The organism is Lachnospiraceae bacterium (assembly GCA_025758065.1).
GTDB lineage: Bacteria > Bacillota > Clostridia > Lachnospirales > Lachnospiraceae > Enterocloster.
The window spans coordinates 3,537,532-3,558,085 of record CP107199.1; the positions used below are offsets into that span (position 1 = coordinate 3,537,532).

Genomic DNA, 20,554 nt, shown 5'->3' on the forward strand with positions numbered 1-20,554 from the left:
TTATATCTCATTTTTTGAAACATAGCGACAGTTATGTTTATTTCTTGCGCTCATTTTTACGTTCAAGAATAATATTTACTTGTCAAAGTTCAATGCCAGAGTTTTGCTGGCAGGATCACTCAAGATTCCGAGAGATCATTGTGATGTTCACATCATGTATCCAATATTAAACCTTTGTAAATATTGCAATGTTTTTATACGCATACATCTTTTAAATTAAGTAAAAACATACATTACAAATTTTTATCAGCCTAATTTTTTTGTAAACGTACAATATCATCACCATTTGCAAAAGTTGTTTCATACCCCTATCATAGAGCTTTTAATGTCAGGAAAATATTAAATAGTTTATAATTTAGAACTTTATTTCACTTCGCCGTACAGGGAATATCATACCTTTTGATCATTTTAAAAAGCTCTGTCATAAAATCATCTTTTCCATAGGTTAATACACCCAGATTAATCTTATACATTCTCTCCTCTGTATAGACCCGCAGTTCTTTCCAGTGTGCTTTTCCTTCTTTCCTTAACATGGTCAGTTCCGCCTTTTTTATATTTCTCCAGCAGATTTCATGCTTTCTTCGCAAAGGATATTTGAAGACCATACTTTCCCTGGAGTACCGCACACTGGTATTCACCAATATAAACAGAGCAACGAAGCTTGCCACTCCGCACACTGGCGCAAACCAGATGGAAAACCATTTAGAAGGATCACTTTCCAGGAATATATCCCGCAGAGCAACGACATCTCCCGTTGCCAGGATTGCCACATATAGCAGAAAGATCACAATTCCAAGACCTGCCAGAAGAAAATTTTCCGGACCATACCGCAAAATACATTTCTGTGGATGTTCATAGGCTTTCTCCTGATAATATCCTGCAACAGCTCCGGAGCATTGTACCTTGACTGCATTGCGAAACAGCCGGTAATTCACCTGGGCCAGTCCCGCTGTAAGAACCTTTGTCCCGTCACCCAGATACAGATTGATCCAATTGTCAAAATCGCCGTCTACTTTTCGGATCTCGCTCCATTTGTAGACCTTTGGCTTTTTGAACGCTTTTTCTATCTGGATCTTTTCATCATCGAAATACACACAGTCTCTGGCCATGATATTACCCGCCAATATGGTAACAAACAGCAGCAATACTGCCATTGCCACGCACAGTCCCCACATAAACCTGGCATTTTCCGGCGCTCCGTTCATGATAAAAAGAACCGTAAAAAACATGACAAACAGAAATACCAGTACCCCCATGGCATACAGCACATATCTCTTTCCCGGTGGCTGGCACAAAATAGCCATTCCTTCCGGAATCCTGTTTAACTGCCGCTTATTTCTGCCTGTGATCAGGGAGATAATACCTGCCGTAAGGACCAGTACCAGTGAAAATATCAGCTTCTCCATGCCACACCCCCATATATTGGTTTTACACCACTTTACCACTTTTTCATAAAAAAATATCGTACAGGACTTTCTGATGTATAATGAATTTGGCACAAAACATTACAAAGGAAAGTGACCCTGTACGACAAAAAAATTATACAACGGAAAAACACTGATTGGTAGACTTCATCAATATTTTTTGATTTATTTTGAAACTTTTTCTGTTCCGACAGCAGATACCTTATTTCTGCTGATATTATCCATATTGACCTCAGAATCCGCACATTCCATCCGGTTTCTGTATCAGTATTTTTTATCCGGAATAACGGAGAAATCACTGAATGTATTTTATTATGCATGTTCCTATGCAAAGGTTGATTATTCCAGATTTATGAATACTACTATCAGGATTGCTTTGAAGCTGATACCGGATTCATTGCAGACGCAGCCTGTATTTCTGTGTGTGGATGATACGATAGTATCTAAATTTGGCACAAAATTTGAAAATGTTTCAAAACTGTTTGACCATGCCGCACACAACGGTTCCAACTATCTGAATGGACACTGCTTTGTGAGTGTCATGCTCTGCGTACCTGTCTGGAATGGGGATAAAGTATTTTATCTTTCCGTTCCTCTTGGTTATCGTATGTGGCAGAAAAAAGAGTCTAAACTGGAACTGGCAGCCTCCATGATCCGGCAGGTTATGCCTGAGTTTCACAGCAAAGATCATGTCATCATCCTTTGTGACAGCTGGTATACAAAACAGAACCTGGTATCCATCGTTGATGAATATCCGAATCTGGATCTGATTAACATCAGTTACTGTGCCATGAAAATTCTGCCCTATCAGAACGAACATTTTTCTGAGTACCGTACAAAAAGCGTACAGGAGTTTCATTTTGAATTAAGTCAGGGCATTCGCAGTCAGATATTTTTTGCCACTTTCGTGAAAAATATCGAAACACATATAAAATCAAATGCTATGACAAAGGCCTTAAAACAGCTGATTCATCAACAAGTCTATCATTTATAAAGTTGTAAACTGGTGTTCTATATACATTTTAAAATAAATTTTTATACATTGATCTGGGCAGTCATTCCCAGTACTTCTTCATTTTCCTTTAAGATCGGACTGATGACTTCCTCTAAGAACTCTTCTACCTGTTTTGGAGCACGACCAACATAGCGGGATGGCTCCATAGCCTTCTTTAAATCCTCTAAGGACAGGTTAAATGCAGAATCTGCTGCGATCAGCTCTAACAGGTTGTTGTCCTCACCTTTTTCTTTTACGTTTCTGCCTGCTTCCATGGACAGCTGGCGGATACGTTCATGAAGCTCCTGGCGGTCTCCGCCTGCCTTTACAGCATCCATCATAATGTTCTCCGTTGCCATAAATGGAAGTTCTGCCATCATGTGCTTCTCAATTACCTTTGGATATACGACCAGTCCGTCTACTACATTTAAATACAGATCCAGGATACCATCAATAGCTAAAAATCCCTCTGGCACGGACAGTCTCTTGTTTGCAGAATCATCCAGAGTACGCTCAAACCACTGGGTAGAAGCAACTAACATTGGATTCATCATGTCGCTCATTACGTAATTGGACAGGGACGCAATACGCTCACTGCGCATTGGATTTCTCTTATATGCCATAGCAGAAGAACCGATCTGGTGTTTTTCAAATGGCTCCTCTACTTCTTTTAAGTGCTGCAGCAGACGGATATCATTGGAAAACTTGTGGGCACTCTGGGCGATTCCTGCCAGAACGCTGATCACCCGGCTGTCGATCTTTCTGGAATAGGTCTGTCCAGATACCGGATAGCAGCCGAAAAATCCCATTTTCTCTGCGATCCTCTGGTCTAAACGGCGGCATCTCTCATGGTCTCCATCAAAAAGCTCCAGGAAACTTGCCTGGGTTCCTGTGGTTCCCTTGGAACCTAACAGGCGCATGGAACCGATCAGGTATTCCAGATCATCCAGATCCAGCTTTAATTCCATCATCCATAAAGTTGCCCTCTTGCCAACAGTAGTTGGCTGTGCTGGCTGGAAATGGGTAAATGCCAGTGTTGGCTGGTTCTTGTATTTGTCTGCAAATTTAGCCAGTTCAGCCAGTACGTTTAATACTTTCTTTCTGACTAACTGCAGCGCCTTAGTCATAATGATCAGATCGGTATTATCCCCTACATAACAGGAAGTAGCACCTAAATGGATAATGCCTTTTGCCTTCGGGCACTGTACGCCGTATGCATACACATGACTCATAACATCGTGACGGACTTCTTTTTCTCTTGCCTTTGCCACATCATAGTTGATGTCATCTGCATGGGCCTTCAGTTCATCGATCTGCTCCTGTGTGATATTTAATCCCAGTTCTTTCTCTGTCTCAGCCAGTGCGATCCAAAGCTTTCTCCATGTTTTGAATTTCATATCCGGTGAAAAAATATACTGCATCTCTTTGCTTGCATAACGCTCAGAAAGAGGACTTACGTATTTATCATTACTCATTGTTTTTTCCTCCTGTGCCTGCTTACCAGGCGTTTTTTACTCATGAACCCCGCGCTGACGCGCTCTGCTGTCTGTTCCACAGACGATTCATTCGTTAACGGTTTGTGAAAAACAAATGTCTGCTTCGCAGCCCCTTGTTTTTCCCTGCACTCGCTATAGTATAGCATAGCTGCGTCATCTAAACAACCATCTACTTATCATAGCTGCCGCGGATATCCTCTTTTGGCGGCTCGATCGGATAGTCACCACTGAAGCAGGCTGTACAGATTGGCTTTTCTCCTGCCATTTCATACAGACGATCCATTTCCAGATAGGATAAGCTGTCTGCGCCTAAAAGATCACGGATTTCTTCTACTGTACGGTTATGTGCGATCAGCTGGTCTTCTGACGGGATATCTGTTCCAAAATAGCATGGATGAAGGAATGGCGGGGCACTGATACGCACATGGACTTCTTTTGCACCTGCGTCTCTTAACATACCTACGATCAGGGCACTGGTGGTTCCGCGGACAATGGAGTCATCGATCATGATCACACGTTTTCCTGCCACTGCTTCTTTTAATACATTCAGCTTAATGCGGACTGCTGATTCACGGCTGCTCTGTTTTGGCTTGATAAAGGTTCTTCCTACGTAGGAATTCTTTACAAAGGCAGTTCCGTAAGGAATGCCTGACTCCATAGCATATCCAAGCGCTGCTGCATTTCCGGATTCCGGAACACCCACTACCAGGTCTGCATCCACTGGTGAATCCATTGCCAGGAAACGGCCGGCCTGGATACGGGAATGATATACGCTTACTCCGTCAAATACACTGTCCGGTCTAGCGAAATAAATATATTCAAAAACGCATCTTGCTTCTTTTCCATGATCTGTAAAGCACAGTTCCTTATTAGAAGCAATACCGTCCTTTGTAATGGTAACGATCTCACCTGGCTCTACGTCACGGATAAATTGTGCACCGATGGTCTCTAAAGCACAGGTTTCAGATGCCAGAATATAGGAGTTATCTCTTTTTCCGATGCAAAGAGGCTTAAAACCAAATGGATCTCTGGCTCCGATCAGCTTTCTTGGACTCATTACTACCAGTGAATAAGCTCCCTTGATCTTTTTCATTGCCTCTGCTACAGCCAGCTCTACTGTAGGTGTATGGATACGGGCTCTTGCAATATGATAAGCAATAACCTCAGAGTCAATGGTAGTCTGGAAGATAGCACCGGTATACTCTAATTCATGGCGCAGCTCAGGCGCATTCACCAGGTTTCCATTATGGGCTAATGCCAAAGTTCCTTTTACATAGTTTAATACCAAAGGCTGTGCATTCTCTCTGGTACTGCTTCCTGCTGTTGAATATCTTACATGGCCTACACCAATATTTCCATGGAGAGGTTCGATCACATCCGGTGTAAATACTTCGTTGCAAAGACCCATTCCCTTATACGCGCTTACTTTTCCTTTTGGGCCTTCTGTATCACTGACTGCTATACCGCAGCTTTCCTGTCCCCTGTGCTGGAGAGCAAACAGTCCATAATAAATTGTGGAGGCAACATCATTTCCGTCAAAATCGTAAATGCCGAAAACGCCGCATTCCTCCCGCACTTCATCTCCTCTGATATCAAAGTCCATCTGATTCTGGTTCATTGGTCTTTCCTTTCCGCTTTCGCCTTTTATGTATCCGGATACTGTCAGGAATACATTTTGCATTGACTGCTTTTTCTTGTTTTGATCATTTATAAGTCTAGCCGATAAAAGAAGTCATTTTCAGTAGAAATTATAATACACGATTTTAATGAATACAAGCAAAGTGCTCATTAAAATTGCTAATGAATGAATCCGCCCCGTTCTAATCAGTAATTTTTTGCTGTTTTTCTTCTTCCCGTATCCGGTAAAATAAAAGCTTTCCTTCTTTCAGAAAAAGAACTGCCCCTTCTTTCAGGACTGGTTTTCCCCATACTGCATCTGCCCTGTCCTTCGAATCATCTGCATTTCTTTCTTTTTCCAGTTTATACAATTCCTGAATAAGATCTTTTTTTATAAATACTTTTTTGCTGATACAGATCTCCTGCCAGCTGCCCTGCTCCCTATAAGAGGACATACACAGCACAGACACCAGAAACAGCACACAGCCCACCTGCCATTTGCAGTTTTTTTTCTTCTTCCAGGCTCTTATTCCCGCCTTTCGCATCTTCTTTAAACATCTTAAGGCTTTTCTTTTTTTCATGGGTTCCTTTCCCACGCACTCCAGTTTTATTATAAAAAATTTTTATCTTTCCTTCAAGAGTAAACGGTGATGCAAAAAGGGCAAAAAAACTGCCAGGAAAAAGATTTTGCGTCCTTCTCCTGGCAGTTCTTGCTGAAATACACACGGGAAATACATCTAAAGCCTATCTCATTATCCTATAACTTACCGGTTCTCCAAAGCTCCTGCTGCATCGGAAGCACCGCGGCTTAAATCATCTGTAAGATCATCAATAAGACCTTTACCGGTAGTCTCCGTTTCTCCATTGGTACCGCCAGTCAATGTGCCGTTCTCTCCTTCTTTCCAGCCGGATGCAGTATCTCCCGTCATACCATTTTCACCGGTTCCTGTTTCAGCAGCCGCTGAGGAGGTGGCCCTGTTGTTTGAAGTCTCATTCATATTACCGCTTTTCCTTCCTGCACAGGCAGTAAGGGAAAGAGATAAAAATACCAGCATACATGCAAATAATAACGGTCTGATCTTTTTCATAAAACATTCTCCTTTCATTGTCATGTACTCTTAGTATGTGAAATCAAAGAATGCTTTATAGTGTTAAATTTTTCCATGCAGGATCTATAGCTGCACAACGTCACTCATATCGTACAGCCCCGGTTCTTTTCCAGCTAAAAATTTTGCTGCTTCCAAAGCGCCTTTTGCAAAAATAGCCTTGGAATAAGCTGTATGATTAAAAGTAATGACCTCATCTTTTCCTGCAAAGATCACGTCATGGTCTCCTACGATAGAACCACCGCGGACAGAAGCAATGCCGATCTCTTTTGGGTCTCTCTTTTCATGGACACTGCTGCGGTCATATACATAGTGATACTGATCCCCTAAAGCTTCATTCATGGAATCAGCCAGTGCAAGAGCTGTTCCGCTTGGCGCATCTTTTTTCTGGTTGTGGTGCTTTTCCACGATCTCTATATCAAAACCAGCGCCTGCCAGCACCTTGGCCGCATCCTGGACCAGCTTTAATAAAAGATTGACGCCTAAAGACATATTGGCAGAACGCAGTACAGCTGTTTTTTCTGCTGTCTCTTTCACTTTTTTGATCTGTGCTTCAGAAAGCCCGGTGGTGCAAAGTACCAGGCCCAGCTTCTTTTCTGCGCAGAAATCCATAAGGTGGTCTGCAGCCTTTGGAGAAGCAAAATCCACCACTACGTCTGCTTCTTCTTTGCACTCCTCTAAGGATGGATATACTGGATATCCATTTTCTTTATCATTTTTAAGATCAATACCTGCAACAATGGTAAGGCCGTCCATATCCTTTGCCATTTTGGTGATGACCTGACCCATAACGCCGTTGCAGCCATGCATAATAACTCTGACCATTTTTCTTTCCTTTCTCCTGTTGGAAGTTTTATTGCCCTTTAAGCATTTCTGTCCAAATCTTCTTACAGCAGTCCGTATGCCTGTAATTCCTTCTTAAGAACCTCCTGATGCTCAGGTTCCATTTCTGTAAGAGGCATTCTTAAAGGTCCGGTCTCTTTTCCTAACAGATTCATAGCTGCCTTGACCGGAATCGGGTTTACTTCGCTGAACAAAGCATGGATCAGCGGGATCGCTTCTAACTGGAGCTTTGCGCTGTGCTTTACATCACCTGCAAAGTATGCTGCGCAGATCTCGTGTGCCTGTGCCGGAGCTACGTTAGATAATACAGAGATAACGCCTTTTCCGCCTAAGGATAATAACGGAACGATCTGGTCATCATTACCTGAATACAGATCAATGCCGCCATCTGTTAAGTTCATTAAAGTTGTAATAGCAGAAAAATCACCGTTTGCTTCTTTTACGCCAACAATGTTATCTACATTTTTCCAGAGATGGGCAATGGTAGCAGGCTGGATATTTACACCGGTCCTTCCGGTAATATTGTAAAGAAGCATTGGGATCTTTACAGAATCTGCAACTGCGCTAAAATGAGCGATCAGCCCCTTCTGGGTTGCCTTATTGTAGTATGGGGATACTACTAACAGACCGTCAGCACCGTTCTTTTCTGCTTCCTGGGACAGATAAACTGCTGTCTCTGTACAGTTAGAACCCGTACCTGCAATTACCGGGATACGTTTCTTTGTAACATCACATACGAATTTAATAACTTCCAGATGTTCCTCATGGGTCATCGTAGAAGCTTCTCCAGTAGTACCGCAGGCAATAATAGCATCCGTACCTCCAGCGATCTGCTCTTCTACGATCTCCTCTAACTTATCGTAATTAATCTCTCCGTTTGCCTTAAATGGTGTGATCAGTGCTACACCAGCGCCTTCAAAAATTGCCATGTTCTGTTCTCCTTCTCTTATTCTCTAATCTATTAATGTTGGAAACACGTAGTACGCGTCCCCGGATCCAACAGAGTGTTCCTATCGCAATGTATTCCTGAAAAATTTCCGGATCACATAAAAAAAAAGGAAGGGCTGAGGTAAATGTCAGCTCTTCCAACGGTTTCGCATCTTCACGAATCTGCTCTTTCGGTAGCTCTCCATCCACCTGGATGACAGTCACAGAGCTCTTAACCCTGTGCCCAGAAAAGATTCTCTCAGGTTTCCTCTTTTCTTCGGCGCTTTTCCCTTTCACCAGACCTTCTTCTGTGCCTGTCACATCCGGCCAGTTACTCTTGATCAGCGCAACCTCTACTCTGTTTCATGTTTTTAATACTAGCATCATCAACTGAATATGTCAACTGTAAATCCTGGTTTACAAGATGATTTTCAGTTATGATCCCTATTCAAAATGCTCATAACGGGTCTGGATCTTAGTGATCTCATCTACGTATTCATCCAGCTCCTGCGGATATACAGTTCCTGTCATGATCAGCTCTGCCTCAGATTGTCTTGCCTGACAGATCAGGGTCTTTAACTCTTCCAGCGAAATGATACCTTCATCCAGAATACCCAGGATCTCATCCAGGATCAGGATATTACACTCTCCTGTAACCAGTACCTTTTTTGCAAAATTCAGGCCATTGCGGATATTGATCCTTGCTTCATCCTTTTCTTCCTCTGAAAGCTGGTCAAAAAAGATAGGTGATTTTTCAAACCGGAATAATTTAAACTCCGGTTCCAGCCGTTTTACGATCTCCATTCCTTCTGTTTCCATGGAGCCCTTTAAAAACTGTACCATGATGACTGTTTTCCCTTTTAAAAGAGCGGTAACACCTCTTCCCAAGGCACTTGCCGTCTTCCCTTTTCCCGGTCCGCAGATCACCTGTATCAGATTTTCTTTCATCATCCTGCACCTCATGTCTGTTCTCTCATGTGAGCAATTTTCCAAAACCACTCTAGCACAATTTATGTAATAATGCAAATATTTCTTACGATTTCCAGTAGATTTTCCTTTATAAATATGAAAATTTACTTAAATTTCATCACACTCCAGCTTGCTGATGGACACTTCATAAGCAATGCGCTTCTCGCACTCCGTTTCCGTGATCTTCTTTGTGTACTCACGGCTTTGGACTCTTCCCCAGATGCGCACCCTTGTTCCCACCTCAAATCCGGAAGCGAAACGGGCATTGCGTCCCCAGCTGATGCATGGGATATAATCTGATTTTCCATAAGGACGGTTCACAGCCAGCAGCAGATCTGCGATCTCTCTTCCAAGAGGTGTTTTCCGGTAGATTGGTGCCTTGCAGATATAACCGTCCAAAAAGATCTGGTTTGTCTTGGTATAATCGGTAAATTCTTCCATAAAATGGATCTCCCGTACAAATACAGATAACATCAGACGGTTTTTGGTGCCTTCGTGACGGTTATAGGAACGGAACTGTCCAATGGCTTCCATGGTAAGGCCCCTGTAGTCCTTATGTACATCCACAAGCCGTTCAGAAACCATTAAGGGGATAATATCCGCCTGCTCGCTTAAACGGTTTACAGACAGCTCTACCATGTAGAAGCCTTCTCCAAAGACCTCATGGCTGAACGTAAAGTCTGATACGATCTCTCCGATCACGCTTACCTTGTTGTTTTCGATCATTTTTTCTGTCATAGTACTTCTCCTCTTCTTTTCCATTTTTATTAGGGCTTTGCTCTACATAGATAATTTATGAAAAGATGAAAAGAAATAGACCGGATATGCACAAAAATCCACCTCTGTTTTCCGACATAAAACGACAGGAAAAACAAAGGTGGATTTAATAATGTTTTTGGCGGGTCCCAAGTTCAAAAATCCTCCTGCAGGCAAGCTTGCATCGGATTTATGACCTTTTTACCCTGGTATCTTTTCAAATAATTTCCAGATCTCGTCCAGTACAATGACACTGCAGGATACGCCTAAGATCTTTCCCCAAAGCCCCATCGACAGCGGAACTGTTTCAAATACAGCACCTCCGATCTGTGTGATGATGATCTGAAGGATCAGGACCAACAAGAATACACCAAGCATCAGTTTATTGTTCATCAGATTTTTATACATAGGTGTATGATCCAGCTCACGACAGTTAAAAGCATTAAACAGCTGAAATACCACAAACATGGCAAACAATACCGTAGGCTCCTGCTCCGGTGAAGCGCCTAAGAAATTGGTAAAATGCTGAAGCATAAATATGGCAGAGATAAAAATACCATTTACAAAAATACGACTTAGCATAGACTTTGAAATAATATTTTCATCTCTTCTTGTAGGCGGACGATTTAAAATATCGTCACGGATGGGTTCCAGTCCCAGTGTCAGTGCTGGCGGTCCATCCATGATAATGTTGATCCATAACAGTTCAAGAGCTGTAAACGGCGTCTCAAAACCTGCTAAAATAGAACAGACGACAACTACTACAGATGATACATTTACAGTCAGCTGGAACTGGATAAAGCGCTTAAAGTTTTCATAGATCCCACGCCCCCATTGCACAGCCTTCATGATCGTAGAGAAAGAGTCATCCAGAAGGACAATATCACTGGCTTCTTTCGTAACTTCCGTACCTGCAATACCCATGGCAATGCCTACGTCTGCATTTTTGATGGCAGGGGCATCATTTATACCATCACCAGTTACCGCCACTACATTTCCCTGCGCTTTTAAAGCCTTTACCACACGCATCTTTACAAGAGGAGTGCTTCTGGCAATAACCTGGATCTTCTTAAGAGCCTGCGCCAGTTCGTCATCGGACATAGCTTCGATTTCAGATGCTTCTACTGCAATGTGGTCTGCATCCAGCATATGAAGCTGGTCTGCAATAGCTCTTGCAGTTAAAATATTATCGCCGGTGAGCATTTTCACCTCAATACCAGCTTTGCGGCAGCGGCCGATAGCGCCGTAAACATCCGGGCTTAGTGGATCAGAAATAACCACAAAGCCATCATAGACCAGGTCTGTTTCTAATTCTTCCTGGAACTCTTCACCAGTATAATGATCCAGTTTTTTATGTGCAAACGCAAGGATACGGCCTGCACAGCTCTGGAAAGAAGTTATCTTCTCTTCAATTACCTTCTTTTCCTCCTCCGGCAGGCTGCTGGAAAGCTTCAGGATCTTTTCCGGATTTCCCTTTACATAAAGCATATAGCCTTCCGGGGTGCGTAAGATAGTGCTCATATCCTTTTTCTGGGAAGAAAATGGGAAAATATGGACAATATCTGCCTCTTCTCTTTTCTTTGTATAATCCCAGCCTGCTTTTCTGGCTGCCACTAAAAGAGCGCATTCTGTAGGATTTCCGATAAAACTGTCTTTTCCTTCTTCTGTGGTTACATTTGCATTGCTGTTGATACAGAAGTTTTCCAGAAGACAGACATCCGTAAGCTTCTCCGGCTCTAACATTTCTCCTTTGGTATAGATCTGCTGTACTGTCATCTTATTTTCTGTAAGAGTCCCTGTTTTATCGGAACAGATGATATTGATACAGCCTACGGTCTCACAGGCAATCATTTTCTTTACCAGAGCGTTCTCCCGAGACATTTTAATAATATTTAATGCCAGCGAAACCGCCACGATCGTAGGAAGTCCTTCAGGAACTGCTGCTACGATCAGCACAATGCTGGTGATAAAAGCATCAGATACAGTCTCCCAGTTCATAGTATGGGACATGGCAAAGCCAACGATCTGAATAGCAAATACTACAAAGGCTGCTGCAGCACCTAAAACTGTGATCACTTTTCCCAGGCGGTCCAGTTTTTCCTGAAGAGGTGTAGTATCTTTTTCAATAGAAGATAATTCTTTTGCGATCTGTCCAAACTCTGTGTTGTTTCCTACCGCAGTTACCACTGCTTTTCCTGTACCGCTTGATACAAAGCAGCCGGAATACAGCATGTTCCTGCGTTCTGCCACTGGTGTGGACCTGGGACAGACAAAATCTGCCTCCTTTGCTGCCGGAAGGCTTTCTCCTGTAAGAGAAGATTCATCTGTGCTAAGGTCATTGCTCTCTAATAATCTTGCATCTGCTACCAGCTTATCTCCTGTTTCTACTAAAAGGATATCACCTACCACAATGTCCTTCTGGGGGATCAGTTGAGGCGCGTTATCTCTTAATGCTTTTACCAGTGTATCTTCATTGATGCGGTTTAATGCCTCAAAAGCTTTGGCACTTTTCCCCTCTGTAACAATTGTGATCACTACAGACAGCGCAATAGCTGCGAAAATACCGGCACATTCCAGAAAGTTATATTCTCCTCCTGTCATATAGCGGGCAATATTTACCCCTAAGGTGATCACTGCAGCAAAGATCAGCATCAGAAGCATAGGCTCTGTGGAAGCATCCCAGATCTTTTTAAGCAGAGATTCATGGCTCTCACGGATAAAGGTATTGGAACCATACTTTTTACGGGACTGCTCTGCCTGTTCTTTTGTCAGGCCGCTGCTGCCGTCTGAATGTAGCTCGGAAAGTACCTGTTCAGGCATCTTGGTGTATGCATCTTTCATTTTTTCTTCTCCCTGTGATTTTTAATGTACTCTCGGAATCTTTTTGTACTTGACTTTGTGAGAAGATTTTTTGTCAGTTGTGCCCAAATTTCTGAGGCGTTGGCGTTGCGTCCGCCTCTGAAATTCGGGTGCGACTGGCGGAAAATCAGCCGCAAAGGCAAGTGCAGGAAAGACTTCGAGAGTACATTTTTAATGATTTTTATCTAAACTGACATGCCTGCTGACGCAGGCATCACCATTCATGAAAGCCGATTGCTCCGCACCTTTGGTGCTCCCGCAATCGTCGCCAGCATTCGCAATCCGCGCTATCGCGCTCTTTGCTCATACCTGCTTGCCCGTCCGATACCCGTGAATTCGCTCATGCAAGCATGGCTCATTCGCGGCTGCCGTCCGGGACTTTCATCGTAAATACCAGACCGCTCCCTGCTGCGCGCTCATACAATATTCAAAATGGTTCTGGTATTATCACAAAAAAAGAGACTCCATGTATAGCGGAATAATCCAACTATACATGAGTCTCATTATTTAAGACAAGCCAGGCGGATGCGCCAGTATGTTGACTTGCCACACTGCCTGTACAGACAGTGCCACTACTCCCTCACGTTTGAGTGTATTTTTATCATTTGTTTTTAAAAGAAGCTCTCTTACGAAGAGTTGGATCCAGGATCTTCTTGCGGATACGCAGACTCTCCGGGGTTACTTCCAGAAGCTCATCTGTATCGATGAAGTCCAGGCACTGCTCTAAGCTCATGATCTTAGGCGGAGTCAGCTTTAATGCCTCATCAGCACTGGAAGAACGTGTATTGGTCAGCTTCTTGGTCTTGCATACATTAATCTCAACATCTTCAGCCTTCGGGCTCTGTCCGATGACCATACCGGAATATACCTTAACACCAGGCCCAATGAACAAAGTACCTCTCTCCTGTGCATTGAACAGACCGTAAGTAATAGACTCACCAGCCTCAAATGCGATCAGGGAACCAGTCTGACGGTATGCGATATCACCCTTGTACTCAGCATAGCCGTCGAAAATTGTATTTAAGATACCATTACCCTTTGTATCGGTCATAAAATCGCCTCTGTATCCGATCAGACCTCTGGAAGGAATGGAGAATTCCAGTCTGGAATAACCGCCAGCTGCCTGGCTCATACCCTGAAGAGCACCCTTTCTGGAAGTCAGCTTCTGGATAACAACGCCGGTGTATTCTTCCGGAACATCGATATAAGCTAATTCCATTGGCTCTAACTTGCGGTTGCGCTCGTCATATTTGTAAAGTACCTCTGCCTTACTTACTGCGAACTCGTATCCTTCACGGCGCATATTCTCGATCAGGACAGACAGATGCAACTCACCACGGCCGGATACCTTGAAGCAGTCTGCAGAATCAGTTTCTTCTACACGAAGGCTTACATCTGTATTTAACTCACGGAACAGTCTGTCTCTTAAGTGACGGGAAGTGATATATTTTCCTTCCTGACCAGCTAACGGGCTGTCATTTACCATGAAATACATAGCAATGGTCGGCTCAGAGATCTTCTGGAACGGAATCGCCTCTGGATTTTCCGGAGAACAGATCGTATCACCAATGTGGATATCAGCAATACCGGAGATAGCTACGATAGAACCGATCTCTGCCTGCTGTACCTCTACTCTCTTTAAGCCATCAAACTCATACAGCTTACCAATCTTGATCTTTTTGAACTTATCCGGATCATGATGGTTTACCAGAACACATTCCTGGTTTATTCTTAAGCTGCCGTTGTCAATCTTACCAACGCCAATACGTCCTACGAACTCGTTATAATCGATGGTACTGATCAGAACCTGGGTTGGTGCCTCCGGATCACCTTCCGGAGCCGGGATATGCTTAATAATGGTCTCAAACAGAGGAGCCATATCATTATTAGTATCTTCCAGTTCATATCTTGCAAAGCCTGCTCTTGCAGATGCATAAATGAACGGACAGTCTAACTGCTCATCAGAAGCGTCCAGATCCATCATCAGTTCCAGAGTCTCATCAATAACCTCTGCCGGTCTTGCTTCCGGACGGTCGATTTTGTTGATGCAGACAATAACGGAAAGATCTAATTCCAGCGCTTTCTGAAGCACGAACTTTGTCTGAGGCATAGGACCTTCGTAAGCATCCACTACCAGTACAACACCGTTTACCATTTTAAGTACACGCTCTACTTCACCGCCGAAGTCTGCATGTCCTGGTGTATCGATGATATTGATCTTTGTATCCTTGTAATATACAGCAGTATTCTTAGAAAGGATAGTGATACCTCTCTCACGCTCAATATCATTGGAGTCCATTACACGTTCCTGAACTTCCTGATTGGCACGGAATACACCGCTCTGTTTTAACAGCTGGTCTACCAGAGTTGTTTTACCATGGTCTACGTGGGCGATAATGGCAATGTTTCTTACATCTTCTCTTTTTGTCTTCATAGTGATTATCTTCCTTTTATATATACAAATCTTTATGTCTCAGCCACAATTTTGTAGTATAGCATTCCATACTCCATATTGCAAGGGATTTTTTATTGTATTTCACGACAAACGCACGAACGATCATCTGGCATCAATTCTGCTTTCTGTTATTTTTTAAGCTTCTAAAAGTTCTTCTAGATACTGAATTGGGCGTAAGCTAAGTACAAACCTTTTCTTTCGCATCGACAACTTATGTCTTGTTATTTGTGCCGGTTTCAAAATACTTAGGCTCCATTTCCTTATGATATTCAAATTTTGTGCCGCCAGCTTATCTATGGTTGTATTCGCATCTTCCCGGAATGTTACATCCAGATACCAGTGCATGCTTTCTATACTCCAGTGTCCTCTCACTGCACGGCTGACCTGTTCAATGTCTCCTTTTAAACTGCTGATGAAATAACGGTTCTCTATTCTTGTATTTCCTTCTTTCTTCAGCGTTTTCTTCTCCATTACTATACTGGACAGTCCTTTCCAGTTCTTTTTCTGGCTTAACCACTTTATATCCTCTGTCTGATAATACTCCCTTATCTCGATCTGACCATGTGCTTTTTCCTGGGTTTTTTTGTAATTACCTCTTTCACGGATCTCTTTTTGGAACTCTTCGTCTGAAAAGTATTCTTGTACATCTTCATACAGACTGTTTTGATTTCTCTTCAATGCCAGCACATAGTCTGCCCGTTTTTTCTTTATTTTCTCCGCTATTGCAGTCTGCGTTCCCATTGCATCGATTGTTACGAGCTGGCCTTTTATCTGGATCTTGTCCAGCAATTCCGGGATCGCTACGATCTCATTGCTTTTTTCTTCAACTGCTTTTTGTCCAAGACAGAAACCTGACTCTTTACTCCATGCTGATACAATGTGGGATGCCTTCCCATCTCCTCTTTTATTGGAGCGCATGGTTTTACCATCTATACAAATGATCTTCTTCAGTAGTTCCCCTTCATTCTGATTTAATCGATCCTGCCATTTTCCATAAAGCTGCTGTATGATCTCCGGTGATATCATCCCCATTACACGTCTGATCGTGTCATGAGATGGTATTCCGTTTTTTAACTCAATATATTTGCGTAGATAATCCTGATAACTTTCCGCAAACAATGCCATTTCCACCCAGTCATCCGCATTTGCCAGTGTTGCAAACAATACAATAACAAGAATGTCCTTCAATGTATGACGAACTTTCCTTTGCTGACGATCATCTTCTATGTATTCCAGCCAATCTAATAATTCCTGCATGTATCAACACCCCTTTTCTTTTAATTTTATCAGAAAAGGGGCGTGTTCACAATTTATTTACTCATGCGTTTGTCATGTATTGTATTTTTCTCTGTGATTTTATAACAATATCAGTTTTCCCCCGCACTTTCCATAATATACTTCCCCATCAGTGCGTATCACTGCCCTGCCGTTTGTACTTTCTACCAGCTTTGACCTAAAGCTTTCTTCCTGTTCTTCCGGTACCAAAAAGATAAATACCACTTTATCTGTATACTGGCTATCCAGGGTGTCAATGCCTTCCTGTGCTGCAAGATACTGTATCTTTCCTACCCCGTTGTAATCTGTGGTCACTTCCATACGAACACCCTGTTTTTTCTCCAGGATCTGGGCATTTGCAAGTCCCTCTTTCACTGCCCCGGAATACGCTCTTACCAGACCACCGGTTCCAAGGAGTGTACCACCGAAATATCTTGTAACGACTGCACACACGTCTATAAGTTCTTCTCCCATCAGAACATCCAGCATAGGTTTTCCGGCTGTCTGGGATGGCTCCCCATCATCACTGCATCTTGCTGTAGGAGTCGCTCCTTCTCCTTTAATAATGTAGGCATAGCAGTTATGTCTTGCATCCCAGTATTTCTTTCTGGTCTCTTCCACGAAAGCCAGCGCTTCTTCCTCTGACTTTACCGGACGGATCTGAGCAATAAACCGGGACTTTTTCTCCACCAGTTCTCCTGTTCCTTCCTTATATATGATCTTATAGTTTTCTGCCACTTTATACGCTCCTTATAAAAACATTTATTATTATAATAATATAGTTATCCTGCTCTTGCAAGCGTCCATTTCGCATCCCCCTTTTCATTTTCTGAAAACTGTTGTATAATCGTAGAAGCCTGACCGGCTTTTTTCTGTTCAAAATGCCGACACACTATATAAAGGAGATCATATGAACTACGGACAATATGAGACTGAGCGAAGGCTTAAGTCCCTTTCATCTAAAACCGGAAAGTACACATCCAGACTTGCTTTTAATATTTTCAAGGCATTTTTTATCCTGTTTCTTTTCCTGGCAGTTGCAGGCGCAGCAGTCGGCTTTGGAATGATCAAGGGTATTATTGATAATGCCCCTTCTGTGGATATCATGAATATCCAGCCGGACCGTTTTGCCACCACAGTCTATGATGCAGATGGAAACCTTACAGAGACACTTGTTACCAGCGGTTCTAACCGTGAATCTGCAACTTACGAAGAGCTTCCTGAAAATCTGGTAAATGCCTTCGTTGCTATTGAGGATTCACGTTTCTGGACCCATGACGGCATTGATCTGCGTTCCATTGCCAGAGCTGTAAAGGGTGTGGTCAGTGACGATTATTCCGGCGGCGGAAGTACCATTACCCAGCAGCTTATTAAAAATAATATTTTTTCTGGTGGTATGGAGACAAGCTGGGGCGCCCGCATTGAGCGAAAGCTTCAGGAACAGTACCTGGCTGTACAACTGGAAAAGAATTCCGGTTTAAGCAAAGAAGAAACAAAAAAGACCATTATCACCAACTATCTGAATACTATTAACCTGGGCAGTAATACCCTGGGAGTTAAGGTTGCCGCACGCCGGTATTTTAATAAAGAAGTTTCTGACCTCACTCTTGCAGAATGTACCGTCCTTGCATCTATTACTTCCAATCCTTCCCGATATAATCCCATTACCAATCCTGAAAACAACAATACCAGACGGCAGATCGTTCTTCAGAACATGGTAGACCAGAATTATATCTCCAAAATGGATATGGAAGACGCACTTTCTGATGATGTATATGACCGGATCCAGAATGTAAATACAGCTGCTAAGGAGACTAACTCCCATTACAGTTATTTTACCGATGAACTGATCGAACAGGTGACGGAAGCCTTAATGAAGAAATTAGGCTATACTGAAAGCCAGGCAAGCAACCTGGTATATTCCGGCGGTCTTAAGATCTACACCACCCAGGACCCGGCCATCCAGTCGATCGTAGATGAAGAAGTCAATGATCCCGGCAATTATACGGTAGCTAAGTATTCTGTAGAATATCGCCTTTCTGTCAATCATGCAGATGGTACCACCCAGCATTATTCTGAAGAAAATTTACGTTCATACCGGAAAAACACCCTGGGAGATGCTTCTTTCGAGGGACTTTATAACAGCAAAGAAGAAGTACAGGCAGATATTGACCGATACAAAGAATGGCTTTTAAAAGACGGTGATGATGTGATCGCAGAACGGCAGAACCTGATCTTGCAGCCACAGGCATCTTTCTTTATTATGGACCAGCATACCGGCGAGGTAAAAGCTCTTTCCGGCGGCCGCGGGGAAAAAACAGCCAGCCGTACCTTAAACCGTGCTACCAATGTTTACCGCCAGCCAGGTTCTTCTTTTAAGGTGATCACTTCCTTTGCTCCTGCCATTGATACCTGCGGGGCTACTCTAGGAACTGTTTACTATGATGCGCCTTACACCATTGGCACCAAATCCTTCCGTAACTGGTGGGGAGAAAGCCGCGGTTTTACCGGTTATTCCAGCATCCGTGAAGGCATTATCTATTCCATGAACATTGTGGCAGTACGGGTTCTTATGGAAACCGTCACCCCTCAGCTTGGTGTAGAATATGCCCAAAATATGGGCATCACCTCTCTTACCAAGGATGACCTGGGCGCAGCCCTTGCACTGGGCGGTATTACAAAAGGTGTTTCTAACATGGAGCTGACCGCTGCTTATGCAGCCATTGCAAATAGCGGTGTTTATACCACTCCAAGATTCTTTACAAAGATCCTGGATCATGACGGAAAAGTACTGATCGACAATGAGCCTGAAACCAAGCAGGTATTAAAAGACTCCACAGCTTTCCTGTTAACCGATGCTATGGCTGAATCCATGAAAGCAAACCGGAAATTTGCCCGCTCCGGCGTGTCTATTAATTCCACCAGTACCCGTGCAGCTCTTACAGGTATGTCTGCAGCAGGAAAAAGTGGTACTACCACCAGCAATAATGATGTATGGTTCGTAGGCTTTACCCCTTATTATACAGCCGGTATATGGGGTGGCTGTGATAACAACCAGAAATTAAAGCATGGTGGTGTGGACAATGGCGGAACTTCCTTCCACAAGGATATATGGCGCAATATTATGAACCGGGTACATGAAGGTCTGGAGGATCCCGGTTTTACCGTTCCAGACAGTATTGAAACAGCTGAGATCTGCCGCAAATCCGGAAAACGGGCTGTATCCGGCATATGCGACCACGATCCAAGAGGAAATGCTGTTTACACCGAATATTTCGCAAAGGGAACAGCCCCTGCGGAAGTCTGCGACAAACATGTGGAAGTAAGCATCTGTGCCGATTCCGGAAAGCGTTCTACAGAATACTGCCCTAATAAAACCTCCCGGGTATGTATGGTGCTTCCAGAAGGCGAAGAAAACCAGGCTACAGATGATTCTGTTTTCTCCATTCCTGGCTATTGCAATATCCACAGCCACAACTCAACCATTATCTCTCCTACCATAGAGGATGGCACAGGCATTTTAGACGGCAATGAAGCTGCTGCTCCTACAAAGGCAACTGTAGTGCCTGTTGGACCTGGATATCAGCCTTCTACTGTACCAGAATGGGAATATACCGGACCTGGTGCAAGGCACTGATCTAAAAGCATCTGGAAAAGACGTATGCAGATCATACAAGATCTTTTCCAGATGCTTTTTTCTTTCCATATTTACTATATTTACTATTACAATTTTTTGTGTGAATGTCCGAGACAAAATGGTATGTTTATCCGAACAAAAACAATCCTATTTAAATAGGGTCTTGTGAACACGAATCTTATCATGAAGAACAATA

The 20,554-nt window shown here is 43.1% G+C and carries 15 protein-coding genes and 1 riboswitch; of the genes, 2 read left to right on the forward strand and 13 right to left on the reverse strand.

Annotated features, from left to right (window positions below; genetic code table 11):
- Positions 1-368 precede the first annotated feature (368 nt).
- Positions 369-1,406: a hypothetical protein gene (locus tag OGM16_16640; protein ID UYJ46392.1), complete on the reverse strand. Its 1,038-nt coding sequence runs from the start codon at positions 1,404-1,406 to the stop codon at positions 369-371.
- A 370-nt stretch (positions 1,407-1,776) separates the two neighbouring features.
- Between OGM16_16640 and OGM16_16645 the strand changes: the two genes are divergently transcribed.
- Positions 1,777-2,418: a hypothetical protein gene (locus OGM16_16645; GenBank protein UYJ46393.1), complete on the forward strand. Its 642-nt coding sequence runs from the start codon at positions 1,777-1,779 to the stop codon at positions 2,416-2,418.
- Positions 2,419-2,459: 41 nt separating this feature from the next.
- Here the strand turns inward: OGM16_16645 and purB are convergent, their stop codons facing one another.
- The 12 genes from purB to OGM16_16705 form a co-directional block, all read right to left on the reverse strand.
- On the reverse strand, positions 2,460-3,893 hold the full coding sequence (purB, locus tag OGM16_16650) for an adenylosuccinate lyase (protein UYJ46394.1): 1,434 nt from the start codon (positions 3,891-3,893) through the stop codon (positions 2,460-2,462).
- A 190-nt stretch (positions 3,894-4,083) separates the two neighbouring features.
- On the reverse strand, positions 4,084-5,532 hold the full coding sequence (purF, locus tag OGM16_16655) for an amidophosphoribosyltransferase (GenBank protein ID UYJ46395.1): 1,449 nt from the start codon (positions 5,530-5,532) through the stop codon (positions 4,084-4,086).
- 202 nt (positions 5,533-5,734) lie between these two features.
- The gene (locus tag OGM16_16660; protein ID UYJ46396.1) at positions 5,735-6,112 is read right to left on the reverse strand and encodes a hypothetical protein; all 378 of its coding nucleotides are present in this window, start codon (positions 6,110-6,112) and stop codon (positions 5,735-5,737) included.
- Positions 6,113-6,295: 183 nt separating this feature from the next.
- The gene (locus OGM16_16665; protein UYJ46397.1) at positions 6,296-6,619 is read right to left on the reverse strand and encodes a hypothetical protein; all 324 of its coding nucleotides are present in this window, start codon (positions 6,617-6,619) and stop codon (positions 6,296-6,298) included.
- A gap of 84 nt (positions 6,620-6,703) precedes the next feature.
- Complete coding sequence (gene dapB / locus OGM16_16670) at positions 6,704-7,462, reverse strand: 4-hydroxy-tetrahydrodipicolinate reductase (GenBank protein ID UYJ46398.1); 759 nt, start codon at positions 7,460-7,462, stop codon at positions 6,704-6,706.
- 62 nt (positions 7,463-7,524) lie between these two features.
- A complete protein-coding gene (gene dapA / locus OGM16_16675; protein ID UYJ46399.1) occupies positions 7,525-8,409 on the reverse strand; it encodes a 4-hydroxy-tetrahydrodipicolinate synthase in 885 nt (294 codons plus the stop codon).
- Between the two features lie 185 nt (positions 8,410-8,594).
- Positions 8,595-8,771, reverse strand: a riboswitch (Lysine riboswitch).
- An 80-nt stretch (positions 8,772-8,851) separates the two neighbouring features.
- Positions 8,852-9,358, reverse strand: a complete 507-nt coding sequence (locus OGM16_16680) for a cob(I)yrinic acid a,c-diamide adenosyltransferase (protein UYJ46400.1) — start codon at positions 9,356-9,358, stop codon at positions 8,852-8,854.
- A gap of 126 nt (positions 9,359-9,484) precedes the next feature.
- Positions 9,485-10,114: a single-stranded DNA-binding protein gene (locus OGM16_16685; protein ID UYJ46401.1), complete on the reverse strand. Its 630-nt coding sequence runs from the start codon at positions 10,112-10,114 to the stop codon at positions 9,485-9,487.
- Positions 10,115-10,333: 219 nt separating this feature from the next.
- The gene (locus OGM16_16690; protein UYJ46402.1) at positions 10,334-12,973 is read right to left on the reverse strand and encodes a calcium-translocating P-type ATPase, PMCA-type; all 2,640 of its coding nucleotides are present in this window, start codon (positions 12,971-12,973) and stop codon (positions 10,334-10,336) included.
- 619 nt (positions 12,974-13,592) lie between these two features.
- Positions 13,593-15,425 carry a translational GTPase TypA gene (gene typA, locus OGM16_16695; GenBank protein ID UYJ46403.1) on the reverse strand — a complete coding sequence of 611 codons (1,833 nt, stop codon included), beginning with the start codon at positions 15,423-15,425 and terminating at the stop codon, positions 13,593-13,595.
- A gap of 156 nt (positions 15,426-15,581) precedes the next feature.
- On the reverse strand, positions 15,582-16,703 hold the full coding sequence (locus OGM16_16700) for an ISAs1 family transposase (GenBank protein ID UYJ46404.1): 1,122 nt from the start codon (positions 16,701-16,703) through the stop codon (positions 15,582-15,584).
- A gap of 99 nt (positions 16,704-16,802) precedes the next feature.
- Positions 16,803-17,459 carry a YigZ family protein gene (locus OGM16_16705; protein ID UYJ46405.1) on the reverse strand — a complete coding sequence of 219 codons (657 nt, stop codon included), beginning with the start codon at positions 17,457-17,459 and terminating at the stop codon, positions 16,803-16,805.
- 172 nt (positions 17,460-17,631) lie between these two features.
- Between OGM16_16705 and OGM16_16710 the strand changes: the two genes are divergently transcribed.
- Positions 17,632-20,358, forward strand: a complete 2,727-nt coding sequence (locus OGM16_16710) for a penicillin-binding protein (protein UYJ46406.1) — start codon at positions 17,632-17,634, stop codon at positions 20,356-20,358.
- Positions 20,359-20,554: the final 196 nt, after the last annotated feature.